At 65.1% G+C, this 23,559-nt stretch carries 39 protein-coding genes; all 39 read right to left on the reverse strand.

Features of this window, described 5'->3' with window-relative positions:
- Positions 1–3: 3 nt before the first annotated feature.
- A complete protein-coding gene (locus OVY48_RS09870) occupies positions 4–267 on the reverse strand; it encodes a DUF1799 domain-containing protein (protein ID WP_313922729.1) in 264 nt (87 codons plus the stop codon).
- Positions 268–356: 89 nt separating this feature from the next.
- Positions 357–686: a hypothetical protein gene (locus OVY48_RS09875; RefSeq protein ID WP_313922730.1), complete on the reverse strand. Its 330-nt coding sequence runs from the start codon at positions 684–686 to the stop codon at positions 357–359.
- A gap of 138 nt (positions 687–824) precedes the next feature.
- Complete coding sequence (locus tag OVY48_RS09880; protein ID WP_313922731.1) at positions 825–1,781, reverse strand: hypothetical protein; 957 nt, start codon at positions 1,779–1,781, stop codon at positions 825–827.
- Entirely contained in the window at positions 1,782–2,042 is a 261-nt protein-coding gene (locus tag OVY48_RS09885; protein WP_313922732.1) for a hypothetical protein, read from the reverse strand.
- A 1-nt stretch (position 2,043) separates the two neighbouring features.
- Positions 2,044–2,487, reverse strand: coding sequence for a hypothetical protein (locus tag OVY48_RS09890; RefSeq protein WP_313922733.1), 444 nt, complete (start codon positions 2,485–2,487; stop codon positions 2,044–2,046).
- A complete protein-coding gene (locus OVY48_RS09895; RefSeq protein WP_313922734.1) occupies positions 2,487–2,915 on the reverse strand; it encodes a DUF1320 domain-containing protein in 429 nt (142 codons plus the stop codon). Before OVY48_RS09895 ends, OVY48_RS09890 begins: the two co-directional genes overlap by 1 nt.
- Positions 2,912–3,301, reverse strand: a complete 390-nt coding sequence (locus OVY48_RS09900) for a hypothetical protein (RefSeq protein WP_313922735.1) — start codon at positions 3,299–3,301, stop codon at positions 2,912–2,914. Before OVY48_RS09900 ends, OVY48_RS09895 begins: the two co-directional genes overlap by 4 nt.
- Before the next feature lie 2 nt (positions 3,302–3,303).
- A complete protein-coding gene (locus OVY48_RS09905) occupies positions 3,304–4,197 on the reverse strand; it encodes a Mu-like prophage major head subunit gpT family protein (RefSeq protein ID WP_313922736.1) in 894 nt (297 codons plus the stop codon).
- A 15-nt stretch (positions 4,198–4,212) separates the two neighbouring features.
- Positions 4,213–4,620 (reverse strand): hypothetical protein, encoded by a 408-nt coding sequence (locus OVY48_RS09910; protein WP_313922737.1) that lies wholly within the window; start codon positions 4,618–4,620, stop codon positions 4,213–4,215.
- Positions 4,620–5,690, reverse strand: a complete 1,071-nt coding sequence (locus OVY48_RS09915; RefSeq protein WP_313922738.1) for a phage protease — start codon at positions 5,688–5,690, stop codon at positions 4,620–4,622. The genes OVY48_RS09910 and OVY48_RS09915 overlap by 1 nt, the downstream gene beginning before the upstream one ends.
- A 138-nt stretch (positions 5,691–5,828) precedes the next feature.
- Positions 5,829–6,335: a phage virion morphogenesis protein gene (locus OVY48_RS09920; RefSeq protein WP_313922739.1), complete on the reverse strand. Its 507-nt coding sequence runs from the start codon at positions 6,333–6,335 to the stop codon at positions 5,829–5,831.
- Between the two features lie 69 nt (positions 6,336–6,404).
- The gene (locus OVY48_RS09925; RefSeq protein ID WP_313922740.1) at positions 6,405–7,682 is read right to left on the reverse strand and encodes a phage minor head protein; all 1,278 of its coding nucleotides are present in this window, start codon (positions 7,680–7,682) and stop codon (positions 6,405–6,407) included.
- Positions 7,675–9,261, reverse strand: a complete 1,587-nt coding sequence (locus OVY48_RS09930) for a DUF935 domain-containing protein (RefSeq protein ID WP_313922741.1) — start codon at positions 9,259–9,261, stop codon at positions 7,675–7,677. The genes OVY48_RS09925 and OVY48_RS09930 overlap by 8 nt, the downstream gene beginning before the upstream one ends.
- Positions 9,258–11,153: a hypothetical protein gene (locus OVY48_RS09935; protein WP_313922742.1), complete on the reverse strand. Its 1,896-nt coding sequence runs from the start codon at positions 11,151–11,153 to the stop codon at positions 9,258–9,260. The genes OVY48_RS09930 and OVY48_RS09935 overlap by 4 nt, the downstream gene beginning before the upstream one ends.
- Positions 11,150–11,305 carry a hypothetical protein gene (locus OVY48_RS09940; protein WP_313922743.1) on the reverse strand — a complete coding sequence of 52 codons (156 nt, stop codon included), beginning with the start codon at positions 11,303–11,305 and terminating at the stop codon, positions 11,150–11,152. The genes OVY48_RS09935 and OVY48_RS09940 overlap by 4 nt, the downstream gene beginning before the upstream one ends.
- Positions 11,302–11,883, reverse strand: coding sequence for a DUF3486 family protein (locus OVY48_RS09945; protein ID WP_313922744.1), 582 nt, complete (start codon positions 11,881–11,883; stop codon positions 11,302–11,304). Before OVY48_RS09945 ends, OVY48_RS09940 begins: the two co-directional genes overlap by 4 nt.
- Positions 11,880–12,170 (reverse strand): hypothetical protein, encoded by a 291-nt coding sequence (locus OVY48_RS09950; protein ID WP_313922745.1) that lies wholly within the window; start codon positions 12,168–12,170, stop codon positions 11,880–11,882. Before OVY48_RS09950 ends, OVY48_RS09945 begins: the two co-directional genes overlap by 4 nt.
- Positions 12,163–12,462: a hypothetical protein gene (locus OVY48_RS09955; RefSeq protein ID WP_313922746.1), complete on the reverse strand. Its 300-nt coding sequence runs from the start codon at positions 12,460–12,462 to the stop codon at positions 12,163–12,165. The genes OVY48_RS09950 and OVY48_RS09955 overlap by 8 nt, the downstream gene beginning before the upstream one ends.
- On the reverse strand, positions 12,459–12,776 hold the full coding sequence (locus tag OVY48_RS09960; protein WP_313922747.1) for a DUF2730 family protein: 318 nt from the start codon (positions 12,774–12,776) through the stop codon (positions 12,459–12,461). Before OVY48_RS09960 ends, OVY48_RS09955 begins: the two co-directional genes overlap by 4 nt.
- Before the next feature lie 46 nt (positions 12,777–12,822).
- Positions 12,823–13,449, reverse strand: a complete 627-nt coding sequence (locus OVY48_RS09965; RefSeq protein WP_313922748.1) for a hypothetical protein — start codon at positions 13,447–13,449, stop codon at positions 12,823–12,825.
- Positions 13,446–13,997 carry a lysozyme gene (locus tag OVY48_RS09970; RefSeq protein WP_313922749.1) on the reverse strand — a complete coding sequence of 184 codons (552 nt, stop codon included), beginning with the start codon at positions 13,995–13,997 and terminating at the stop codon, positions 13,446–13,448. Before OVY48_RS09970 ends, OVY48_RS09965 begins: the two co-directional genes overlap by 4 nt.
- A 111-nt stretch (positions 13,998–14,108) precedes the next feature.
- Entirely contained in the window at positions 14,109–14,480 is a 372-nt protein-coding gene (locus OVY48_RS09975) for a hypothetical protein (RefSeq protein WP_313922750.1), read from the reverse strand.
- A gap of 9 nt (positions 14,481–14,489) precedes the next feature.
- Positions 14,490–14,636: a hypothetical protein gene (locus OVY48_RS09980; RefSeq protein ID WP_313922751.1), complete on the reverse strand. Its 147-nt coding sequence runs from the start codon at positions 14,634–14,636 to the stop codon at positions 14,490–14,492.
- The gene (locus OVY48_RS09985) at positions 14,633–15,346 is read right to left on the reverse strand and encodes a regulatory protein GemA (protein WP_313922752.1); all 714 of its coding nucleotides are present in this window, start codon (positions 15,344–15,346) and stop codon (positions 14,633–14,635) included. Before OVY48_RS09985 ends, OVY48_RS09980 begins: the two co-directional genes overlap by 4 nt.
- Complete coding sequence (locus tag OVY48_RS09990) at positions 15,343–15,579, reverse strand: hypothetical protein (protein WP_313922753.1); 237 nt, start codon at positions 15,577–15,579, stop codon at positions 15,343–15,345. The genes OVY48_RS09985 and OVY48_RS09990 overlap by 4 nt, the downstream gene beginning before the upstream one ends.
- Positions 15,580–15,581: 2 nt before the next feature.
- Positions 15,582–15,971, reverse strand: a complete 390-nt coding sequence (locus OVY48_RS09995; protein ID WP_313922754.1) for a helix-turn-helix domain-containing protein — start codon at positions 15,969–15,971, stop codon at positions 15,582–15,584.
- Entirely contained in the window at positions 15,968–16,135 is a 168-nt protein-coding gene (locus tag OVY48_RS10000) for a hypothetical protein (RefSeq protein ID WP_313922755.1), read from the reverse strand. The genes OVY48_RS09995 and OVY48_RS10000 overlap by 4 nt, the downstream gene beginning before the upstream one ends.
- Positions 16,132–16,455, reverse strand: coding sequence for a hypothetical protein (locus tag OVY48_RS10005; protein WP_313922756.1), 324 nt, complete (start codon positions 16,453–16,455; stop codon positions 16,132–16,134). The genes OVY48_RS10000 and OVY48_RS10005 overlap by 4 nt, the downstream gene beginning before the upstream one ends.
- The gene (locus OVY48_RS10010) at positions 16,452–17,432 is read right to left on the reverse strand and encodes an AAA family ATPase (RefSeq protein ID WP_313922757.1); all 981 of its coding nucleotides are present in this window, start codon (positions 17,430–17,432) and stop codon (positions 16,452–16,454) included. Before OVY48_RS10010 ends, OVY48_RS10005 begins: the two co-directional genes overlap by 4 nt.
- Positions 17,433–17,505: 73 nt before the next feature.
- Entirely contained in the window at positions 17,506–19,452 is a 1,947-nt protein-coding gene (locus OVY48_RS10015; protein ID WP_313922758.1) for a transposase domain-containing protein, read from the reverse strand.
- Positions 19,449–19,901: a hypothetical protein gene (locus tag OVY48_RS10020; RefSeq protein WP_313922759.1), complete on the reverse strand. Its 453-nt coding sequence runs from the start codon at positions 19,899–19,901 to the stop codon at positions 19,449–19,451. The genes OVY48_RS10015 and OVY48_RS10020 overlap by 4 nt, the downstream gene beginning before the upstream one ends.
- Positions 19,894–20,097, reverse strand: coding sequence for a hypothetical protein (locus OVY48_RS10025; protein WP_313922760.1), 204 nt, complete (start codon positions 20,095–20,097; stop codon positions 19,894–19,896). The genes OVY48_RS10020 and OVY48_RS10025 overlap by 8 nt, the downstream gene beginning before the upstream one ends.
- Positions 20,097–20,468 carry a hypothetical protein gene (locus OVY48_RS10030; RefSeq protein WP_313922761.1) on the reverse strand — a complete coding sequence of 124 codons (372 nt, stop codon included), beginning with the start codon at positions 20,466–20,468 and terminating at the stop codon, positions 20,097–20,099. The genes OVY48_RS10025 and OVY48_RS10030 overlap by 1 nt, the downstream gene beginning before the upstream one ends.
- Before the next feature lie 3 nt (positions 20,469–20,471).
- Positions 20,472–20,708: a hypothetical protein gene (locus tag OVY48_RS10035; RefSeq protein WP_313922762.1), complete on the reverse strand. Its 237-nt coding sequence runs from the start codon at positions 20,706–20,708 to the stop codon at positions 20,472–20,474.
- Positions 20,705–21,427, reverse strand: coding sequence for a hypothetical protein (locus OVY48_RS10040; protein WP_313922763.1), 723 nt, complete (start codon positions 21,425–21,427; stop codon positions 20,705–20,707). The genes OVY48_RS10035 and OVY48_RS10040 overlap by 4 nt, the downstream gene beginning before the upstream one ends.
- Positions 21,424–21,741, reverse strand: coding sequence for a hypothetical protein (locus OVY48_RS10045; RefSeq protein WP_313922764.1), 318 nt, complete (start codon positions 21,739–21,741; stop codon positions 21,424–21,426). Before OVY48_RS10045 ends, OVY48_RS10040 begins: the two co-directional genes overlap by 4 nt.
- Positions 21,738–22,061 (reverse strand): hypothetical protein, encoded by a 324-nt coding sequence (locus OVY48_RS10050; RefSeq protein WP_313922765.1) that lies wholly within the window; start codon positions 22,059–22,061, stop codon positions 21,738–21,740. The genes OVY48_RS10045 and OVY48_RS10050 overlap by 4 nt, the downstream gene beginning before the upstream one ends.
- Before the next feature lie 102 nt (positions 22,062–22,163).
- Complete coding sequence (locus OVY48_RS10055) at positions 22,164–22,565, reverse strand: hypothetical protein (RefSeq protein ID WP_313922766.1); 402 nt, start codon at positions 22,563–22,565, stop codon at positions 22,164–22,166.
- Complete coding sequence (locus OVY48_RS10060; protein WP_313922767.1) at positions 22,562–23,557, reverse strand: ParB N-terminal domain-containing protein; 996 nt, start codon at positions 23,555–23,557, stop codon at positions 22,562–22,564. Before OVY48_RS10060 ends, OVY48_RS10055 begins: the two co-directional genes overlap by 4 nt.
- Between the last annotated feature and the right edge of the window lie 2 nt (positions 23,558–23,559).

Below are 23,559 nucleotides of genomic sequence, written 5' to 3' on the forward strand. Positions count from 1 at the left end.
GCGTCACCCGCGATAGCCGTTGAGCGCGGACGCGGCGGTGCGTTCCATCAGCCGCAGGCCGGACCATTGTTCGGGCGACAGCGCGATCCCGGCCTTGTCCAGGCCCGCGGCGACGCGCGCATAGTCCAGCCCCTGCCAATAGACGCCGCCCGTGCCCAGCGACAGCAGGTGCCACTGGGTCGAAACGGCGAGGAAGGCGATGACGATGGACATATTCTGCGGCCACACCGGAAAGCCCGGCTCCTTTACGGTAAGATCGGCGATCATCTCGGCGGGCAGGCCCAGCGCTTGCGCATCGGCCGCCGCTTCGCTGAGGTCGCGGGAACCGCCACGCGCCCAGTGTCGCGCGGCGGCGGTCAGTTTCCCGACTGTGCGCCCGACATCGCATCGAAATAGGCCCGTGCCAGCGCCTTGCGGACGTAGAGCTGGCCCAGCAGCAGGTCGCGCAGCTTGTCGCTATAGGGGACTGGCTTTTCATCTTTGCCGATGAGGTCATCCATGTGCTTGACCGCGCGGCGCAGGAAGGCGGTGGAACCTTCGCCATTGCCCAGGTCGAAATCGGCGACTTCGTCGGTCGGGATGACGTTGAAGGTGACCTTGAAGCTCTGCTCCTCATAGCCGCCATCGACCGGCACTTTGACTTTGACGGGGTGCGTGAAGGTAGGATTGGGATCGACAACGAACATGACGGGGAGTCCTTGGCTGCTGTGGGGTAGGTCTGGTGGCGGCGGTGCGTCACGGCCCGCCGCCGATGGTCTGACTCCCCAGTCACCAGCCCGGACGCCAGTGACGGATCATTGCCCTCTCGGCGGGTATGACTGGGGTCAGCTGACCGTGATTTTCCACTGGTCATTGCCGCCCACCTGGAGCGGCATGAATGTCAGCGGCCACTCCTCGATCTTCTGGTTTTCCTGGCTGCCGGCGAAGCGCTGCTGGACGCAGGACTGCGCCTCGATCCTGACCTTGCGGCCGACGATCGTGCCATGCTCGACCTCGATCGGCACGCGCGGCGCTTCGACGGTGGGCGATCCGGCCGCCGTGATCGGATTGTAAGTGGTCAGCGGCACCGCCTCGACCGTCAGGCTGATCGTCTCGGCCCGGTCCACGATCAGCACGCGCTCCTGGTTGAACAACATGCGCGGCTGCACCTCGCAGCCCAGGGTCAGCTGAAAATCGCGACCGGTCAGCGGCATCGCGTCGATCGTGAACACCGGCGTGGTGGCCTTGCTCGCGACCTGCGGCTTCTGCCAGGCGGTCAAGTTGACGGTCGGCCGCGCCTGGACCGACGGGATCGTGAACAGGCCGGTCATCGTGATGCGGCAGACGGGGATTCCCATCGCATTGATGCTGAATTGCGCCGTCGATCGCGCGCCGAGCATGACATAGCGATTGACCCCGATCTGGAAATAGGCGGTCACGCTCTCATGGTCTTCGGTGATCGGCGTATATTCGACCGTCTCGCCCGGCGTGATGACCTCGGCGACACCGCACGATCGGATCAGCGGCGACCAGGCGGGCGCGGTGCCTGCCGCGCCGCTGCCGACCAGTTCGAAGTCGCCCGTCAGCACGCAATAGAGACCGACCGGCAGGCTTTCCTGCGCGCCCATATAGGGCAGTTCCAGGTTGCGGCTGACCTCCTGGCCTTCCATCGGCTGGAACTGGACATTGGTCAGCAGCATGGCGTTGACCGCGCCGGTGGGCGCGGCATCGACGCCATAGGCGTTGAGCGGTTCAGCCTTCACCAGGATGAGCTTGCTGCGCCATTTGATCGGTTCGGCCATTTACGACTCCTGCCTTGTGAGTTTGCCGTTGATGCGGACGAAGCTGCCGCCCGACATCGGCCGCTCCTGGCCGTCGTCGTCCACGGCGATGATCGGCGCGGCGATCGGCGGCGGCGTGGGCAGCGATGGATCGGACGCTGCTGTGGTGGCCTGCGCTCCAGTCCCAGTCCCAGTTCCCGCACCGGTGCCCGATGCGTCCGGTCCCGTCGTCGCGGTGTCGTTGGCCCTTTCATCGGGCGCTGAACCTCTTTTCAAACCCATTTCAAATCCTCAATTGGTCGTCCAAAGCAAAGTCGAGCTGGTAGATCAGCAGCCCGGCCGACAGGCTGATCAGCTCGCCTCGCGCTAGGCGGAACACGCCCACCGTTTCCGCTTCCAGCCAGTCGGACTGGGGTGCCCAGCCGACGATCGCGCGGATGACGGCGTTCCGCAGCGGGATCAGCTGGTCGGTCAACTGGCCGCCCGTCGCGTCTCCTGCGGATCGCAGGAACAGGACGATGCCGAGCGTCTCGACAATGTCCTGCACGATCAGGTTCGCCATCGCGTTGAACAATCCGCCGCGAATCCCCAGTGGCAGCACGTAGGCGGCAGGGCAGACCTGCGGTGCCTGGCCGCGCGCCATCAGTTCAGACAGGCTGGCGGCGGGCCGGATGCGTCCGGCCAGCGCCATGATGTCCTTCAACCGCTGATCGACGGCCGCGAACATCAGATGAAACCGGTCAGGCTTTCGGGCGTCAGCGGGCGCTCACGATCGATATACTGGACGCCGCTTGACCCGGACGCGGTCGGTTCCACACCGGCGACGTCGAGCTTGACCGCGCCGCTGCTGATGTCGCGCAACGTCCGCAACGCCTGGTCGTAATCGTCCTTCACCTTCTGGTCGGGCGCATAGACGTGCAATTTGTAGAGCGCGATCGACAGCGCCAGGTCGGTGACTAGGTCCGGCGCGGGATCGAGCGGCAGGCGATAGCGGTTGCCGACATAGCCGTTGATGACCGCGTCGGTATTGGCCAGCGCCTGGGTAATCAGGCTGGCGTCGATCTGGCCGGTTGGCAGCTCACCGCGATCGGTGAGCTGCACCAGCGTCCGCTCACCGACACGCTTTTCCAGCATGGCCTGCGTGGCATAGCTCATTCCTCGACGCCCTGGTCCTGCGCGGCCTGAACGATCGACCAGGTCAGTGCCGGATCGCCATCGATGGCGCGCAGCTCGTCTTCGCCGAGGTTCACCAGCGGGATGGTGACGGCTTCAGGCCCGAACGCACGGCCAACGCGGCGGCGGCCCTGGCGCGGCCCGACCACCCGCAAGGCGGTGACGGCGGCGATATCGTCATTATCGCGCAACGCTTCCAGCAGCGTGTCGATCGACACGGACACAGGGATGACCAACCCGGCTTTGCCATCGATCGGCGTAGCGGTGGCAGCGGCCACGATGGCGGCGGCTTCCCCGTCAACCGGCAGGTCGGCGGGGGGTGGCGACGCCTTGGCAGGGCCAGGCGTCTTTTTGGGTGCGGCCGCCATGATCAGGCGAGCCAAGGAACGACGAGCAGTTCGGCGGTGCCCGCCCACTTGTTCGTCTCGCCGCCATTGACCAGCTGCGACTGGAGCAGTGCGCGGCCCGCGCCTTCCAGGCTGGGCGGCACGACCAGCAGATTGGGGTTAAGCCCCAGCGGGCGACCATGGTCGCCCTTCATGCCAGTCAGCGCCGCGCGCCCCGTTTCATAATGCGCGGGGTCGAGCGTCTGCTTGGACCCCCACGCAAATTGCCAGAAGCCAAATCCCACATTGGCGCGGGCGTCGGCACCATAGATGAACTCGTTATTGTCGAAGACATTGTCGTCCGTATCCTTGTCCTTGGATACGAATTTGAAGTCCTTGCGCTTCTGCAGGATGATGGGTTTCAGCGGACGGCGCACGTCCAGCAGGAACCAGGGCGCGCCCGCGCCGCCGTCGGTATTGGCGACCGAGATGGTGGCACCCGTTGCATCCAGCACGGGATGGTCGGTGTCGAAGAAGAACTGGCCGTCATAGCAGGGCGTGGTAAAGCCAGCCTTGAGCAGCGGCCAAACCAGCATGTCCCAGAAGGAACCCGCCGACATGCCCATTTCTTCGAACAGCGGGCCATAGACACCGATATTGTCGGTCTCGATATCGTCGCGATCGACGCCGAGCGTCAGCTCCCACTTCTTCTCGCGGATTTCATAGTCGCCCTGGGCAATGCTCTGCACCACGCGACCGCCCAGCCATTCGCGGACATTGGGCATCTTGCCCAACCATCCATATTTCTGTTCCTTGGTGCTGGACGGCACCGTGGTGGCGACGCGGGCGAACTGCGACTCCGCCTGGCCCAGCCCATTGGCATAGGCGGTGCTGAAACCGGTGCGAACCGCTGCCAGATTTGCGGCGTTGATGATCATTGTCTGGGAACTCCCTTAGAGCGTCTCGACCCAGACGCCCTGGGCGTCCACGTCGCGAATGGTGCCTGCGACCGAGCGCGTGGCCCCGCCATTCGTCTTGGCGACCGTCTGGTCATCGACGATGTAGGCAGGGTCGCCGATCTCGGCGCGAGTGATGGCGTCGGCGGCCGCGCTGTTGTTCCAGCGGAAACGGCCCTGGCGAACGCGGCAGACTTCGTCGCCATCCACCCCGGCGTTGACGACATTTTCCTCCGCCCGGCCGCGTGCGACCAGGGTGGTGGCGGTGGAACCGGGCACCAGGAAGCCGGTCGCATCCAGGCAGACGAGCGCGCCCGCGAAGATGGTGGTTGCGCCGTTGACCGGGTGGCTTTCAATATCCCCGGTGCGCTGGGGCGTGGAACGATCGGCGGTAAGAGCGGCCATCAGCGTGCCTCCTGCAGGCCCGCCTGCGCGGCGAGCGTTTTCCTGTAAGCCTCAGGGTCGATCCCCATCATCGCGATCACGGCGGTGTCGGCGTCGTTCAGCTGACCGGGCTTGGCGTCGGCGGGTGCGACCATGCTGGTGCCCGATGCGCCGAGGCACGGCATGGCGTTGATCAGCTCGGCCGTTCCGACCGGATCGGCCATGTGCATGCTGATGTAGCGGTCGCGCATCGGCTTGATGCCGACCCGCTTGTCCGCGATCGCCCCATCGACAAAGGCGGTGGCATCCTTGCGCTTGCCGTCGTCCAGCAGCGTATTGAGCCGGGTGGTGACGCCTGCCAGTTCGGACTGGAGCGCGGTGATGGCAGTATCGCCGCCGCTGGCGAGACCCTGCACACCGGCAAGCACCGCAGCCGCATCCGCCGTGGCAGACAGGCCGATGACCTGCGCGATGGGAGCCAGTGCGGCCTGAAGCGCGGTTTCGCCGCCCTCCTTGCCGTTCTCGGTCTTGGCCGCCATCTTCTTTTCGAGCGCGGCCATGATGGCGGCGTCGTCGGCCTCGCTGTCCAGGCCAAGTGCCTCGATCAGCCATGCACGAAAATCCATGCTTTCCTCCTGGTGAAGGGCCACGAGGCCCCGAAAATTGGGTTTGTTGGTAAGGCTTGCGCGCAGCACCGCGTCGATCGTCCCGTCCTTGCGGTGCAGGATGACCGGCGAGACACCGCGATATTCGCGGGCTTCGACCTTGCGGCGGCCGGTGTCGGTCCATTCGACCTTGCCCCACACGCCGTCCTGGCGCTGTTGCAGCTCGACGATCCAGCCACGCGCGGGCGCTTCGTCGCCGCGCGGGGCGGCGAGGTCGGTGGCGTGGTTTTCGTCCAGGACCAGCTTGTCGCCCGCCTTGATCGAACTGGCCATCAGCGCCAGCGCGTCGGCAACGCGATAGGGACCGCGTCCGTCATTGGTGAAGATTTCACCGGTCGGGAGCAGATGTATCCAGTCAGGCGCGGTGGCGCAGTCGCCAAGGGCGAGCGCGGAACACAGAGCAATGGTGGAAAGCGGCTTGGACATGCCGCTCTTGTGCCTGCGCGCAAAGCCTCAAAACATGGCCGCGCCGGAGGCCATCACGCGGATTTGCAGGGCTTTGCCCCGTCGTGCGGCGCGGGCAACCTGCCACCGGTCGCCCCGGAAATCAAATGCCAGACAAGCTCAACCGTTGAAGCCGCGCTCGATAAAGGCCTGTTCCAGATAGTCGTCGACAATGTCGATGATGTTGACCTCATCCTCTTCGGAGAGGCCGAGCCAGGGGCGCGCCGGGATATCGCCCCAGGGGATCGGCCCGCCGCGCGCGGTGCGGCCGAACGCGCCCTGGCGCGCGCCATCCTGCATGGCAGCGGAATATTCCAGCGACGATCCGATCTCGACGCTGTCGGCCGTGGCGAACCGGGCAATCTCGCTGGACAGCCGACGCGATGGGCCGATCAGCGGATCGGGCCGGTCGCCGTCGCCACGCGCCTTGTAGGCCGCGAGCGTGACGGGGCTTTTTGGTGCCCAGGCGGTGCCATCGGGCGCGATGCCCTGCTTGAACCGTTGCTTGGTGACCTCCACGACATATTCGCCGATGCTCTCATGCAGCGGCGTCATGTCGTCCAGGCGGCGGGATACTTCGCCCAGCGCCTGCGCCACCGCTTCATATTTGAAATCGACCTTGATCATCGCTATATCACTCAAAGAAGACGCGCACATCGTAGCGCCCGGTTCATAACCGGGAGACGCCATGGACGTTTAGCGCGGGGGCGCGTCTTCACTCCCCCCGGAATAGAATGTTTTTAGGCCCAGCGTTCTGCGCCCCGTGCGGATGGCAAAGACCGCGACATAGCGCCGCCCCTTGAACACCTTCACATAGCGCACCAGCCGCTCGCCGATATCGGACAGGCCGCCATCCTCGATCGCGTCCGGTCTTTGGATGATTGATGGCAGTAGCGCATAATCGTCGGGTGCGATCGGCACCTGGCCGCGCGGCTTTTCTGTTTCCCATCGCCCATGGACCCGCTGGACGTGCATCACATCGTTGCGCGCCAGGGAAAAGTCGAACAGGTCGAGCGGCGGAATGTCGTCGCCGAGCTGCGCGGCAATGCGGCCCGCCTCGGCCGGGCCGACCAGACCAAGCGTGCGCAGCGGCTCGATCTGGCCCGCCGTCTGTTCCACGATGCGTCGCGCATAGCGCCGCACGTCATCGGCGACCGATGGCAAGGATCGGTAGCTTTCAGCGAGCGCGTCGCGTATCGCTTCCGGCACGCCTTCCATGAAGCCCTTGCCGATCCGATGATCCCAATGGCGGATTTTCTCGGCCGTCGCCGTCACGATCGGCGCGACGCTTGCGCCAGGCGCATAGTCCCAGTTGCGCCCCGCGCCGTTCGGCACGCCCGTCTTGGGGTTGATCGCATCCCAGCCAGCGGGCAGCTTTTTGTCGGGATCGCCGCCCAGCCGCCGTGCTTCCCGAACGCTGCGCGCGCCCACCACATAGCAGCTGCATCCCCAGTCGGACGGCGGGTAAAAGATTTTCCAGAAGGGATGATCGGGCGGCAGGCACAGCCCGTCGAATATGTGCAGATGCTCGTGGCGTGGGTCTTTCGACCCCCCATGCCGATAAACCCAAAAGGCGAACTTGCCCGCAACCAGCTGGGCGTAGCGCCCCGCTGCATAGCTGGTCGAGGCGTTGGTGCGGTAAATCGTTCGGGTGCGCCAGGCGCGACCGCCCAAGCTGTCTTCACCAGTCCAGCCATGCCAGCCGTGCCGCTCGACGATCGCGCGAAAATCCTTGCGAAACGCCTCCAGGCTCTTGCCCTCGACGATCGTGCGATCGACCGCCGCCGCCAGATCGCTCAGCAGGTCGGCCTTCTGCGCGCCCGCGACCATGAAAGCAGTATCATGCTGCTCGCGTTCCAGATCATCCCAGAACTGCGTCGGCACCAGATTGCCGAGCTTGCCGCGAAAGAAGGCGACCTGCTCACTGAACGGGCGGCGCAGCGTACCCGATAGAGTGCTGGCCTGGTCAGGCACTCGCGCCCTCCGCCACATCGAAACGACCGGCCGCGCGGGCAGCGGCCAGGCCATCGGCGATCTTGCCCGCCATGCGGCCGATCGGCAGGTCGCCATAGGCGCTGCGCATCATCTCGCCCAGTTCGTCCAGGTCGCTGGCCGCCGCCATCATCGCCTCAATCTGTTCCAGCACCTCGGCCATGTCGGGCTGCGTATCCTGCACCATCCGATCGCCGATCGCGTCGGCCGGAATGGGCTGACCCGCACCCGCCGCCTGCAGCGCCTGGATCAATCGCAGCGAGGGTTGCACCACGCGCGACTGATCGCCTGGTGCAGACGTAGCATCGGGCGGGCGCAGCAGCTCGGCTGCGGCGTCGGGATCAGACAGGCCCAGCTTGTCACGGATCTCGCTTGCCTGCACGCGCATACCCATCGGCACCAGCGTCTGGAGCGCCTCGACCAGCCCGGCAATATCTTCCTGCTTGGGCCGACCGATGCGAAGACGGGGGTAAGCCCGTTGCGGACCAAATTCGAGGTCAATCCAAGGCCGCACCAGATCGCGGTTGAGGGTGGCAGCCGCTCCCTTGCAATCGGCGGTTTCGATATCCTCGCGCACACCGTCATGCACTTTGTTGCCGCCGTCGCCCAAGCCGCCTTGTTTGCCATCCGTTGTCCCGGTCTGGCCCAGCACCGCCTTGCTGATCTGGCGATCGAGCCAGTCCGACCGCTTCTCATATAGCTCGCTGCCCGGCCCGACATTCTTGCTCTCGATAAACTCGATCGACATGCCTTCCGGCACGATCGCTGCGCAATCGCCCGCGATATTCGCGACCGCACGAAACAGAACCGCCTTGTCTTCATTGCTGGCACCGGCGCGAAACTTGCCGATGCGCACCGGCTGCCCATAGGTCTGCGTGAAGATCGCCCAGTCGCGCTGGGTAAAGGCCTTGAACATCCAGCCCCACGACGCCAGCCTTGCCAGGCCCGACCGCACCGGCAGGCCCGACTTGGCTTTGACTTGGTGCTGGATGAACTTGAACGGCGGAAGTGGGCTGTCCTGCTCATTGCCTTCGATCCCGCCGCGCAGCAACGGCGTGCGCCCATCATGGGTGTCGAAGGTGAAAAAGCGGGGGTCGCGCCATTCCAGCCGCTTGGGCGACCATTGCCCCTCGCTCGTGTCCCAGATGATCTCGGTAAAGCTGATGCCCTTGCCGACCGCGTCGAGGATATCGAACATCTCATCGGCCAGTTCGTCGCGGTCGATCCATGCCCGCACCATGTCGGCCATCGCCACGTCTTGCGCGCTGTCGCTGGCCGCATCCACCGTCACGTCGATCTGCGCGACCGACCGCTTGCGAGTCCCCAGCACACCCGCATAATGCGGATCGCGCTCCTCGATCTGTTCCGCCAGTTCGAAATAGGCGAGCGGATCGCCAAGGTCCGCGCCGCGCAGGATGCGCGCCAGGCGCACCGGGTTAAGGCCATCGGCGGGGTAGCCTGCGAAAGGCGACCGCACACCGGCTAGCGTCGGCCCCGCCACGTCGCGGGTCAGCACCTCCTTGCGCAGGGGTTGGCCCCGATGATCGACCAGCACCGTCATGTCCATTGCTCCCGCCCGGCAAACATCGATTTAAGAAGGGTTAAAAGGGCACCCACAGGCTCAAGGAGAACTTTTGCGACCCGATGGGCCGCTCGGCCCTGCTGCGCGCTTGTGGGGCTTGTGTGCGCCAGCCATGCCAGCGCCCGGCGCAACCGACTGCCCAGCGGCGGTTTCCACCAGCCGCGTGGCTGATCCTCGCCCTCCCAGTCATCCTCCTGCGCGCCATAGATCGACCCGCGAGCGACCGGCACCGCCTGATAGCCATATTCAGCCGCGTCCTGGCGCGACGCGAACCAGGCGATGATCCCCGCAATGCCCGCGTCGCCATGCCGGTCGAGGCCATCCGCGCCCTTGTAGCGCATGTCGTCGGGCACCTTGATCACGCCACCGACGAACTGGAGCGCCTGGTGATCGCGCACGATATCGTCGTCGCCTGCGATGATCACGCTGCCGCTGTCGCCGAACGCCTCGATATAGGGCGGCGAATTGACCCGATACCATTCCTGGCTGAGCTTGATCTCGCTGATCCGCTCGCCCCACTTCTGGCGCGCGACCTCGGCGAGGTAGCCGCCATTGCCGGTGGCATCGAACGCGCCATGGCCAAAGCGCGGCAGCGCATCGCCGACGAAGAACACGACGTCGCGCTGCGTTTCGAAGGGGACGTTGCGCAGCTCGACTACCAGCCGCCAGCGGCGCACCAGGTCCTGTTCGGTCGATGTGACGATCAGGACGGAGGCATCGCCGCTGCGCGCAAAGTCCATCCCGAAATCGTGGCGGCGCGCGCCGTCCAGCCGATCGAGCAGCGGGCGCAGCTTGTCGCGCAGAAACGCCTCGGTGATGGCCTTGCGTTCAGGCGGCAGGGCTTCCTTGAAACTGTCGGGCAATTGCCAGCGCACGACCGGCACGGTGCGATCAGAACAGCGCTCGATCACGATTCGCGACAGCGCCGCGCCTTCCGCGTCGGCGGGAATCGCATCCAGCTCCTGCGCCATCTGCGCGGTGCGCGCGCCATAGGCACCCCGGATCAGCTTTTCCCAGGCGTCCTGCGCTTCCTGGCTCCAGACCTTGCCCCGCGTCAGGCAGACCCGCTTGTAAAGACCGTTCTCAACGGCCTTTGAGAAGGGGATGAAATGCAGCGAATAAGGAACCTTGCCCGCCTTGGCCTCGCGGATCAGTTCGTTGAAGGGGTTAAGGACGCCGTTATGCGTGCTGATCACGCGGATGCGCCCGCCCCAGATCAGCAGCGCGTTGACCGCGTCCATGACCTGGCGAACGTCCTTATGGAACGCGGCTTCGTCGATGACGACCACGCCCTGCAGGCCACGGATATTCTCCGGCCGTGACGACAGCGCCTCGACGCGAAAGCCCGACGCAAAGCTGACCCGGTAGGCGCTGATGAATTTGGAGCTGCCATCTTCCCGCTCGTCTTCGAACAGGAACTCTTCGACCTCGACCAGCTCCTTCGCCACGATCCGGGCGAAGTGGGCGACATAGCCGATAAACTCGCGGCCCTTGTCCTTCGTGTCGCCGATGTAGAACACATTGTCGCCACCGGCCGACCGGGCCGACGACGCGATGAGCGTGTCGTCCAGCGCCTCGGCATAGGTGATGCCGGTGCGCCGTCCCTTTTCCCCCAGCTTCAGGTCGGACTGATCCTCCAGCCACTCCTTCTGGTGGTCCATGAGGATGCCGTCGGCCAGCGGATCATGATCGGCGGGCAGTTCGAAGCCGCGCGGCAATTCGGGCGGTAGCTGGCCAGGGTCGCGCGACAGCACCGGCGCTTGTCGCGCGGGCGCTGGCATCTGTTGCGCCTGGGCGGACAGCGCGCCGAGCATGGCAGCGCCAGCCGCCAGCATGGATTTGCCCGTGGCAGGGGGCTTGGGCGGGATCATGGCTGGAAGTCCCAATCCTGATGCCCGCAGCGGTGACAGCGGTAGCGCAGGTAAAGCGGGCTGGGAAACAGCGGCAACGCGGGCGGCAGCGGGCGCTTGCCCACGAGGCGCATGCGATGGAGGCCGAGGCGGCAGAGCAGGCGGCCGATCATATCCGCAGCCCTAAAACATCGCGACGGATCTGCGCAGCGGTCTCGGCCGTCATGCCGCGTTCGGTGGCGACCTGTTCCAGCTTGTCGCCAGCCTGTTCCATCTGCGCCGCGACGCGCTCTTCCAGGCGACGGCGATGTTCGTGCGACGTCTTCTGCGCCGATACGACCGACGTCAGCGCGCGCGCCATTTCCATGACGCCCTTGCTGTCGGCCGTGCCTTTTTCCAGCAGCTCGTAGATCGCGACCTTGAGCATTTCGGCCACGGCGACCGTCACCTGGTCGGCTCCGTCCGCGCCGAGGTCGCCGACGATCTCGGACGTGATGTGGCGCACTTCGTCAAGTTTGCGGAACTGGATTGCCTTGCGCACCGCCCACCGGCTGAACGCCGACTTGCTGACGCCTGCGATTCCCCGGTCGGCCAGCCGCTTGTTGAACTCGCCGACGATGGCCGTCTGCGGCATCGTGCGATCGCGCAGCTGCTCGATCGCCCAGGCCAGATCATCGTCGGCTTCGTCGGGCAGCATGTCGATCGACGACAAATGGCCGCGACCCGCGCGGCGATCGGCGGTGTCAGTCATACGCCTGCCGTCCCCTCTGCAATCACTGGCGTCACCGCGACAGCGCGCATGCGCAGCGATTGGGTCAGCGAATAGGTGCCATCGACATGAAAGCGCAGGTCCGCCCGCCAACCATCGGCATAGCGGGCGACGACGCGGCGGGGTTCGCCAGCCGGGTCATAATAGCCGACGACGCTGTGCGGCTCACCCGCCGACGCGCGCACGCCCGCTTGGGACAGCAGCGCCATCGCATTGGCGGGGATCAGTTGGACCTTGCGCAGCTTCCCGCGCCCGGCCCGGCTACGCATCGTCGGACGGGCGCGATACGCCGTCGATGATCTCGCGGCGCTCGACATGGTTGCGGCCCAGCGACGTGATCTGCGCGATCATCACCGTCCCGGCCTCCGAAACCCGCACCGCTTCCAGTTCCTTCAGCTTGAGCAGCTGCGTCCTGATCCACTGGCGCGATCGCTTGATGGCAAAGGCGTCCAGGACGTGCTGGATGCTGACTTCGTTCAACCGCCCATCAATCTGTTGGGCCAGTTCCTTGAGGATCACCAGGCGGCCATCCTCGGCGTTCTTCTGTTCCCAGTCCATCATGCTTTCGCCCGCAGATAATCGTCGATCCGGTTCAGAACCCGGTCGATCTTGGAGATTTCGCTTTCCTGCCTGCCGATCTTGCCCAGCACATGTTCCAGCTGGATGCGGATCGCGCCGATATCGTCCTTCGTCGGCAGATGCTTGAGCTGCTCTTCGACGGATATCTGGCGGTCTTCGACCAGGTCGAGCCGGGTCTCCAGCTTCGTGACGCGGTCGGCCGCTGCCGACTGACTGCGCATGTGCCAGGTCCAGGCGATGTTCAGAAGGCTGACCAGCAAGGCCAATATGGCCGGGAAAATTCCTGTATTACTCACGATCTGCCCCGCCTCATCAGGATTGGAAAACATGGTGGAGGCCCTTTCAGCGGGCGTCGTTTGGCGCGCGCGACGTGTCGATCGCCGCCGCGCGCGACCAGGCATCGATCAGATGCTCCAGCCGCAACGTGTTATCGGTTACGGCGTCGGCTTCGGCTTCATCCAGGGTGGCCGTTGGACCGGCCCGCACAGTTCCGCCGGGCACGGCGGGAAGGCCGGGCAGGACCGGCTTTCCGCCACTACCGGCAACGCTGGTTGCACCCGGTCCCGTGCCACGACGCATCCAGATAGCAAGATCATCGCGAGCAGCGGCAAGGTCAGCTTGATAGTCATGGATCACCTCCGATTGGTCTTCGTCCCATTCGGCCTGGACGCGGGCGATGTTCGCCTGGTCCAGCCGCGCCGCCTCGATGCGCGCGGCGCGCACTTGGCCGACCAGCTTGAGCATCTCGGCTTTTTGCGCGTCGAACTTGGCGTGCCAGGCGGCGGCCTGGTCGCGCCGATCGGCGGCAAGGTCGCGCGCGCGATCGCGGCCGATCCACAGCCAGACGCTCGACAGCAGCAGCGCCAGGATCACCAGCCGCACCGGCCGCTCGATCAGCCAGCGCCCCAGCGCCAGCAGCAATTCGCCGATGAAACCGACGATGAAGCGGGGCCATAGCGCAAGGCTCATGCCTTCACCTTTGGCGTCAATGTCCGTTCGGGCGGCAACAGCGTGAAGCAGGCGCGCATCTCGTCATTGCGACGATTGACCAGCCCGGTGACGATCACTTTCCCTGCCTTGTTCCAAAGGGCGAAAGCATTGCAAGCCGCATACCAGTCACCCGACTTGAAGAATTTGGCCATGCTGGACCCGCAATATCCCGCGATACCGATATTGTAGGCGACGCTGATAGCCGCGCCCAATTGGTAGACGGTGGTGGCGATTTGCGGCGTGCAGGCCAACACGCCCTTGCCGAAATCGCTACGGATCGCGGTTCGCAGGAAGGTGCGGCACTCGGCCAGCGTATATGTCCGCATCGGCACCCGCGTCTCGCCCGTGCAGACCGTCCATTTGCCGACGATGTCGCGATAGGGAACGCGCACCGTTCCCTCCCACTTTTCGATCAGCCCGGTCGCGACCTCGGCACCCTGGTCGTTGACGACCAAAGCGGCTGGAGCAGCGACGAGCGCGCCCGCAGCGAGAAAGGCGACGGCGCTCCGGCCGCTGGCGTCAGCCATGACGGCCTCGCTGAACTTTTGGGGCGATGGGGGGTTTGGCTGCGTCGATCATGACGACAGCAATGGTGGTTTATGGCCCTTCCGGGCATGGCCTCCTTTGAGGCCATGAACTCAATCTTCGGGGAAAAGCCCCAGCTGCAGCGCCGCGCCCTTGGCGGGCAGATCGGCCGATCGCTTGAACAGCTTATTAACAGCAGGCTCGGTAATGCCAAGCCTTGTCGCGATCGCGCCATTGCTCAGACCCGCCGCGCGGTAGCGCCGTGCCCGCAGGTCGCGGGCAAGCGGCACGCGGATCACATCGGGCGCGATCCGCTCCGACAACCGGGTGGCGGCGTCCGCGCCGATCGCGCGGCTGATGTCATGGTCGGCAGCGATCGTGCCGGGCACATAGAGACGCCGACCACCAAATGCCTCCGTCAGAGCGACGAAGGCATCCTCGCCCATCAGGGCGATCAATTCATGGGTGGTCAGGCGCTCGCTCATCGCATGGGCTCAGATCACCAGGCCGACCAGCAGCCCGGCGATGAAGGCGAGGACGACCAGGCGCATCGCCACCGGCCGGGGCCGATCGGCCGACCGGACCAATGGCTGCGCTTCCCAGATGACCCGATGGTGCAGGCCGCGCGTGTTCCGGGTCATGGCTGCACCGCCAGGAACGCGCCAGGCCCGCCATGCGCGCGCAGGTGACGGCCGAGTGCCGCCGCCATCTGCTCGACCTCGGCCGACGTCCACATCAGCCGCGTCGCATCCTTGGCCGATCCGATGCCACACAGGCGAAAGGCCGCGCCGCCCAGCGTCCAGTCGGCATGGGCGATGCCGGTATGCTTGAGCTTGGCGAGGATCGCGTCGCACAGGCGCACCTTCAGCACATGGATATAATGGGCCTTGGCGACGCCCTTGGTTGATTGGTCCCAGCCATGGCGCTCGGCGATCGCCTTGAGCGCCTCGATCAGCCGGTCGGCCTGCACCTGGTCCGCCCATTGCAGCCGGTCGCAGCCCAGCTGCCGCTTGGCGAAGGCCTCCAGCGCCTTGTCGTTGGCGATCGCGGCTTCGGGCGGCGTGTCGAGCGCGCAGAGCAGCGACAGCGAGATCCACAAGGCCCGCGCCTTGCCCGCCACCGCATGGTCGGCGCGGCGCGGTTGGCCGGGGCGCTTGGCCTTGGCCTTCGACGTGAAGCCGCGCCGGGTAAAATCCTCGACCACCAGGCGCAGCTGCTGGTCCGAACAATCTTTGGCGCTGGTGACACCGGCGACGCGCATCAGCACGCCCTCATAGGTGTCGGGGTCGAGGCCCAGCTGCGCCTTGGCGATATGCACCTTGGCGATCAGGACGCGGCGTGCAGCCATCATGCGTCTCCTTCGCCAAAGTGGCTGGGTCGATCATGGAGGCTCAAAGCAGCGAACAGCGTGTTGATGCTGCAACCGGCGCAAATGATCGTGTTCGGCGGGAGCTTCACCGAACACGGCAGATCACTGGACAGCAACACGATCGCTGCTTCCACTGCCTCGAAATAAGAAGACCCCTCATCCAAGATGGTCTGCACGTCTTTCAGGTCCGAAATTACCTGTTCAACTCGGTCCATGGTCAATCCTCCTCTAGATCACGAAAATGGGTCAGGATGCGGTCGGTCAGGCGGTGGAAGGCCGGGTCGCGCTCGCGCATTTCCAGCGCGCGGCAATAGGCGTGGTGGGCGCTGCTATGGTCGCGCCCGCCGAGCATCGCGCCCAGCTGGGGAAAGCTGGCGGGCGTCAGCTGGCGCGCCAGCCAGCAAATCGCCGCGCGACCGCGAAACAGCACCGACCGGCGATCAGCACCGCACAGGTCGCACCGGTGCAGCCCCATTTCGTAGGCGACCTGGTCGATGATATCGGCGACGCGCACCCGCCCGCCGACGGGGCGCGGCACGCGCAGCGCCATCCGCGCGGTCATCAGCCGGATGACCTGGGCGTCGGCGGGGGAGAGCGCCACCCTCATTGCACCGGCTCCAGATTGAGAAACAGGCCGATGATCAGGATGACCTGGATCGTCGCGGCGATCAGACCATAAGCCAGCAATAGCCGGTCCACGGCGCTGAGCGGCGCGCCAGAAACCGGATCGGTCAGCAGCGCGTGCAGCGCCTTGTCGAGCAGCCCGCTCATGCGTCACCGCCCAGGGCGCGGGCGCGCGCCGCCAACTGTTCCAGATTGACCGCGAGCTTTGCCGGGCTGATCCGCGTGTCTTCCAGGCGATGATGGAGCAGCGCGATCTCCGATGCGATAAGCTCTATGCTCTCGACCGGCGCGATTTGGCCGTGGCGGGCCATCAACTCGGCACGGCGCATGACCTGCACCGACACGCGCCCGCGCCGCTTCCACATCGACACGTTGCTCTTCGTCAGGTGGAGCGCCGCTGCGAGCGCGCTATCTGATCGGACACCCAGCAGCGCCTTGATGCCGCCGATCTCTGCCTCGACGCTCATGCCATCACCGGCTGGGTCGAAAGCTGCGACCAGGCGGCGTGCAGATGCTTGGCGGACAGGGTGCTATGGTCGCCCCTCGCCATCATCACCGCCAGCTCCATGGCGTAGGTGCAGCTACGCAGCCCACCGGGCTTCGTGCCGATCTTGTGCAGAAAGGCGATCACCGCGCTGTCGTCCACATCCCACGCCGCTGCTAGCGCATCGATATCGTCTTTGAGCGGCAAGGCGCGGATCATGCGCATGCCGATGCGGCTATAGAGCTGGGCGAAGTCGGCGGCGCGCGCGCCACCCTCCATCCGATTGACGATCGTCGGGTTGCCGATAAAGGCGACACCGACGCCGGTCAGGTCATACCAGCCGCGCACTTCCTCAATGAGGTCGATCGGCAAATTCTGCGCGTCGTCCAGGATCAGCAGGCCGCCGGTGTCCTGCATCTTGCCGCGAACATAGGTGGACAGCGCGGACTCGCCGGTCGGACCGGTAAAATCCTTCATCGCGGCCAGCACGGCCGTGCAAAGGGCAGTAATGCGCTTGGTCGAACGCAGCACCGGAACATACCAGACGTTGCTGGCCCGCTGCGCATATTCGATGCTGGCCGTTGTCTTGCCAGTGCCAGGGCCGCCGACCCAATAGGTCATCCGGCCCCGCTGCGCCCAGGACAACAGATGGTGAATTTCGATCGCCGTCCGGGTTTCATAGAAATCGGGAATAACCGGCGCTTCGACCTTCAACTCGGCCTGGCGCTGGAGTGTCTGACGATAGCGAAATATCTGTTTGGCGATCTCGCCATTGCCGCCCGCAAAGGGACCGCCATTATATTTGCCCGAACAGAAGGCGGACAGGGAGCTACCGGCCCGGCCGATCAGATTATGCAACTGCGCCCAACTCATCGCGCGCGTCTGCCGATGTTCGATCAGCCATTCACGCTGGTCGAGGATGAAGCTCTCGGTCTCCTCTATGGCATTCACGTTGTTCATGCTAAATATCCTCTTGCTTACTCAAGCACTGCGGCCGTGGCGGGGGCCTTCGAAATCACCCGCCACGGCCCTTTCATTCGACCAGTCGCAGGCGTTCGATCGCGCTGGAAAAGTCGCCCATGAACTGGTCATGCAAAGGCGTTTGAACGGCCTCTGAAAGGGGTTTGACGGCGACGTTCCCGCGAAAGCGCGTCGGCCGGATCACGGCGGGTTCGGGCATTTGCGTTTGCGCCGTCTGCATCCGCATCTGGGCGGCGACCTGCTCGGTGGACAAAATCTTCTCGATGTCGCGCGCCTTGCGCACCGTCTTGCGCAGGTCGCCGCGCAGCTTGGCCGACCGATTGGCCTCGGCCTTGCTGTCGAACGGGGAGGCGGTCCACCGATCGGCGGTCAGCAGATATTCGCCGCCCTGGCTGTAGACATGGATCGGTTGCGACAGGTCGTCGGGATCGAAGCGAACGGTGAGCAGCTGACCGGGGTAGCGGCTGAGTTCTGGCGACCAATAGCGATTGCCCGCGATCGTGATGAAACCCGACTTGCGGTCCGGCTTCACCTGTTCGCCCGTCAGCAGCGCCAGCCGCATATGCTCTGGCGATGCCTTGCCGATCGGCGAGACGGCATAGCTTTTGGCGAACGTCTCGGCGAAACTGCCGCCGCGCGTCGTCTCGGTGTTGCGGCCGGTGCGGCTGTTGTGAATGTGCATGCCTTCCTCCACGATCTGGAGGAAGTCGGCGAGCGGGACCGCCGTATCCCGATAATTCTCCGGCTTGTTATCGACATGGTTGCCCGACCAGGCACCGGCACAGCGCGGGTCCTTCGCGATCATGTCGGCCAGGTCGCGCCATGCGCGCTCGATCGGCTTGGACTGGCCGGAATAGGGCAGCGCCCAGCTGATCCCGATGCCAAGGCTGGGGAGCAAACCCAGTGGCTCTTCTTCGCGCACCTTGAAGCGGTAGCGGTTTTCGATCCCGCCGCTGATCCACTTCGATGCGAAGGCGCGGCCATTGTCCATCAGGCAGCGCTTGGGGATGCCATGGCGCTTGAACAGGTCGGCAAAGGCCAGGCGGGTGAGCAGCGCGCTCTCCGTATCGCCGCAACGCCAGGCCAGCATCATGCGGCTGTATATGTCCTGGATGCCCACCAATATCGGGCGGTCGATCTTGCCGTCAGGAAAGCGGACGAAGACGTCGAACTTGTGGCCGTCGATATTGACCATTTCCATTGCGTGCATGTGAGAAACACTCCTTGTCTGTGCGGGAACCATTGATTTGACGGCGTCCATGCCCTTGCGCATGGCGATGACCAGGCGCGGATCGACCTCGCGTTCCAGCTTGCGGAACAGCGTCTTTTCGCCGGGTAGCGTGATGCCGCGCGGTTCGGCATAAAGGTGGACCGTGCGCCAGTAGCAGCTGGAAAAGGTCGGCCGTTCGGGGCGCAGATAATCGGACTTGAGCTGTTCCCAGGCTCCTGCATCGACGTCGGCTTCCTTGCCGCCACCTTTGCGACGTGGCGCGAGCGCGGGCAGCCGGTCATGCGCCGGAACCCCGTTGACCAGTTTCAGCCAGTTCCAGATCGTCGCAGGCTTGGCGCTGTTGATCGTCGCGATCGCGGCCGACCGCGTCATGCCGCAAGCCTCGCACTGCTCGACCTGGGCGATGATCGCGGCGCGGCGGACAGCTTCGTCCTTCACCTTGTCGGACTGCATCTCATACCAGGCCCAGCCATGCGCCTGGCGCACGATCGACACCGCATCCTCGTCATTGGCGGGGACGAAGGCGAGGCCGCGCTTGACCAGTTCGCCCTTGGCGGCGGTCGGGAGCAGCGACAGATGATATTCCAGCCCGCCGCCACGGCCCTTGCGCGGGCGGGCGCGCGGCTCGCCATTGTCATCGACCTTCAGCGCCCAATTCTCGGCATCGGCGCGTTCGTTGATTTTGCGCTTGCTGGTCGGCAGGCCCGGCAGCGCCAGGTCCGCCAGCTCTGCCGCCGTGAACCAGCTCTTTCCCCCATTGGCGATCATTTGCGGCGGTTCCTTGTTATGGTGGGATTGAGCCGTGCCAGGTCCTTGCGGCGCTGGTTCAGCTTGGCGATTTCGCTATCGATCTGGCCGATCTCGGCGGTGTAGATTTCATCGCCGACCAGCACGGCCGCGCCGATCGGGCGCAGCTCTCGGTCAAGCAGGTCGAAGCGGTTGGTCACCGAGATCAGCGTAGCCATGCGGGTGAAGCTGATATTGTGGCCGTCGCGCGCCGGGCTGGCGTAGGCGTCCAGCATCAGCTTGCTGACATCATCGGCCAGCAGGCTGCTCATTTGCGCCGCGACGACAGCACGGTCCCGCCCGGCCAGCGCCTCGCCAACCGTCCGCGCGATTCGCGCGTCCATCCCCGCCAGCGCGGCAGGCAGCGTCGCAGGCTGCGGAGCCGTGAAGGTGAAGGCGAACTGGTCGATCGAGGCGGGCCGTTTAGCCAAGGCGCAGATCCCATGCGGCAGCGTCGCAGGGGACGCAGGCATGCGGCCAGCGAACGCCGTGCGCGCAGACATGACCGCGTGTGATGGGACCGAGATCGTCGGCGCGCGGCGGAAGCTCGCGATCGAGCCAGCGGACAAAATCCGCGACCAAATCGGGTGTCAGCGCATCCGGCGCAGCTTTGAGATTGGAGGCCATCAGCGTTCGTCCGCACGCCGAAACGGGAAGCCTGCGGGATCACGTTCATAGAAAAAATTGGTGATCGCTTCGTCATCATCTGCAGGACCGATGACCAGCGTTGCGGCAAGGCCAGTCGCCGATCCTAGCCGCTCCAGCATCCAAAAAATCGCGGGCGTGCCGGGCGCATAGATGTGTTCAACGCCATCATTGCCGACGCCCATGGTCGCTTCATGCATGATGAGGCGATCGCCACGGACGAGGCTCTGGACGTCATCTTTCGTCATCGTTTCGCTGCGCGCATCCGGATGGTTGCGGTTCAGCCACTCGATCATGGCAGCGGCATGCGACGGCTCGATCTCGATGGTTAGGGTCTTCAGATTGGTAATCATGGATCAGTCCCTCATCATCCAGGCGGCGTCGAAGGCGCGAAAATCGCCCTGCATCGGCGCGGTGGTCATCAGGTCGGCGGTATGATCGGTCACCTCGGCCTGCGCCCGCTGGCGCAGCGCGGCGCGCGCGTCGGCCTTGCGGCGGCGCAGCTCCAGGATCGAACAGCCAGCCGCCATCGCCTCGACAAATTCCAGTCGGGCGCGAGCGAAGCGATCGGCATCGGATAGGGCAACGGTCACGCGGCAATCTCCATGTCCAGAGGCACGTCCAAAGGCGGCAGCACACCCACGCGGCGCAGGTCGAAGGCGCGATCGGCGACCTTCTGCGCAGGTGTGCGCGGCGGAATGATGCGGGTGATGGTGTCGGTCGGCCGAGCGCGCAGGTCCCACACGAACCAGGCATAGTCGGTCATCCCGCGCTTCCAGGCCGTCAGGTTGCCCTTGTCGTCGCGATCATGCAGCGCGGTGCCGGGCGGCATTGATGGCCGGTCGCAAAATTCCAGCTTCAGCGCGGGCGGAAATTCCTGGAAGAACGCGAAGCGCTTCTCGCTCGCGCGCCAGCCGATCGGCAGCAGCGCGCACACCTTGTCCGTCGCGGCCGACAGTGCCCGCCGCACGCAGCGCTCGGCGATATCCAGCGCGCAACCATAGGGCGGGTTGAACACGATGCTCACCGACGTCCAGTTTTCCAGCAAATGGACCTGCTCGCCGAGCAGATCATGCTCGCCCATGAACAGGTGGCGCGGCTGCGTCGCCAGCCAGCGGTCGATCAGGTCCGTGCCGACCGCCTCATAGCCCGCCGCCGCAAAGGCGCTGGGGATCGTCCCCAGGCCGCAGCACGGGTCCCAGATAAGCGTGTCGCGATCGAAGTCGATCATCGCCATCAGGGCGCGAACCGTCCATGTCTGCTCAACATACCAGTCCTGCGGATGACGCTCCCGGCGCGGCGCGGCGGTCATGCGCCTCGCTCCGCTTCAAGGGCGCTTTCGATCAGGCGCAGCATCGCGCTGACCGGCCCTTCACCCTGGGCCAGCGCGCTGGCGCGGATGCCCGCCCACAGGTGCGGCCACCGGGCTTTCAGGATCGCGACGGCGCAACCGGCATCATCGCGAATCGCAATGTCCTGCAACGTGCCGCCCAGGCTCAATTCGACCTGGCCGCGCCGCACGACGGTTCCCGTCGATCGAGCCGAGGCGCGGCGCTGGCCTGCGATTGCGGCCTCGTCCTTCACCGCATCGGCGATGGTCGTGCTATCAGTGGCAATCTGGCTCACAGACGCCTCCCATCGACATAGGTGACAGCCGCGCCCGCTTCCTGGGCGATCGTCGCCATCGCCAGCGCGTCGGTGCGTGGGGCGTGGCGCAGGTAATCCTGGCACTCGCGGAAGGCCCGGCCATAGGCCCGGTTCAGCTCTTCCTGTTCGTCACGCGGCGCTTTGCAGTGGGCCTCGGTCGCCGCGTTGAAAGCGGCCAGCACCGCGTCGCGCAGGCTCTTGGGAATCGCGAACCAATGATCCTTGCAGAACCATCCCCTGGTGATGGTCGCGCTGCACCGCTCGGCCGAGCAGCGCGTATGATGACGCGCGCCGATCATGACGCTACTCCCACGGGGAGAAAGGGGACGAAGATGCAAGATATGACCAGGCGAATTGAACACCTGGAAGCGCAGGTAGATGCGCTGACGCAGCTGTTGCTATCACTCATAGTGGCCTCCGGGACGGCGGACGTGACCACTGCCGAACATGCGTTGGATCACGCGGCGATACAGCGGGACGCTGCCTACCGGATGGGGAAGACGGAATGCGGGTTGGTCCTCCAAGACTTGATCGAAGCCGCTGCTTCCGAGCTGGAGCTTTCCTACCGACCCTGACGAATGCCTTTTCCTGGTTTCCCGCGCGGCTTCCGGGTCGAAAAATCCTAGTTGCGATCCAGACTGGTCGATCTCGGCGCGGGTGTAGCCAGCGACGAACATATCGACATAGGCAAAGGCCCGATCCTCGCTCAAGACAGACCGACCGGTGGCGGGGTCCGTAAAGCGAGCCTTGATGAAAGCCTCCCCTGCAATGGAGGCGCGGGTGCGGGGAAGATAAGGCTTCATGCCTGACCTCCCGCCTTCATCGCGGCGATTTCCGCTGCGATCACGTTCAGCACCGATGGCTTGATCGCCTTGAGCAATGCCGGAACGAAGTCCCGCTGCTGCGACGCCGACAGGCGCGCCAGATTGCTGGCCGCATTGTTCATGAACTTGGTCGCGCCGGTCGCCGGGGCCGCACTGGGCTTCGTCAGCCCCAGCCCTTCCTTCGCCTCCGCCAGTGTCATGTCGGGCGCATCGATCAGCCCTTCGATTAGCGCGCGCCGCGTGCTGATGTCGCCGATCGCCGCAATCTCCCGCAGCGCACTGGCATTTTCGCCGACTTGTGGGTGGGTAGCGAGGGCGCGATACAGCGTCGGAAAGGGCGCAACCAAGGCGCGGTGCAGAGCGAGGTCGCGAAACATTGCTCGACGCGACAGACCGAGAGCTTCGGAGGTTGCGTCGGCCCATCCATATACGAGTGCCAAGTTGGCACTCGTATGCTCGGCCTCTGCATCGTTAAGGTCGTCATCACGCTCGACACCGGGCGCTTTGGCCTTCATCGCATCCCAGCGCGCCCGGATCGCGATCTGCTCTGGCGATAGGTCGCCATGCATCGACTTGATCCGTGCCTCGGCCGCATCGGCGATCGCGCGAACGAAACAGGCCCGCTCGATCGGGCTGCGCGATCCACGCTCGACATTCTCCGACGCCTCGATCTTGCGCAGCGTCGCTTCGTCGCCGGTCACTTCGATCGCATCGATCAGGACCAGCCCGGCCAGCATCGCGCCTTCCAGCCGATGATGACCCGCCACCAGCGTCCACGGCTTCGCCGCGCGTGGCCCGCTGGCCCGCACCTTGATCGGTTCATTCTGGCCGTCTTCGGCCATCAGCTTGCCGATTGCTGCCGCCTTGTCGGGCCAGAAAGCGCCGAGCCGTTCGCCGACCAGCACGTCATGAGGGGAAATGGACAGGACAGGGGCCGATATATCAGCCGTCATTTTCGCTGCGGTGGCCATGT

This window comes from Sphingobium sp. SA2, from assembly GCF_032227065.1.
In the GTDB taxonomy this organism is placed as follows: Bacteria; Pseudomonadota; Alphaproteobacteria; order Sphingomonadales; family Sphingomonadaceae; genus Sphingobium.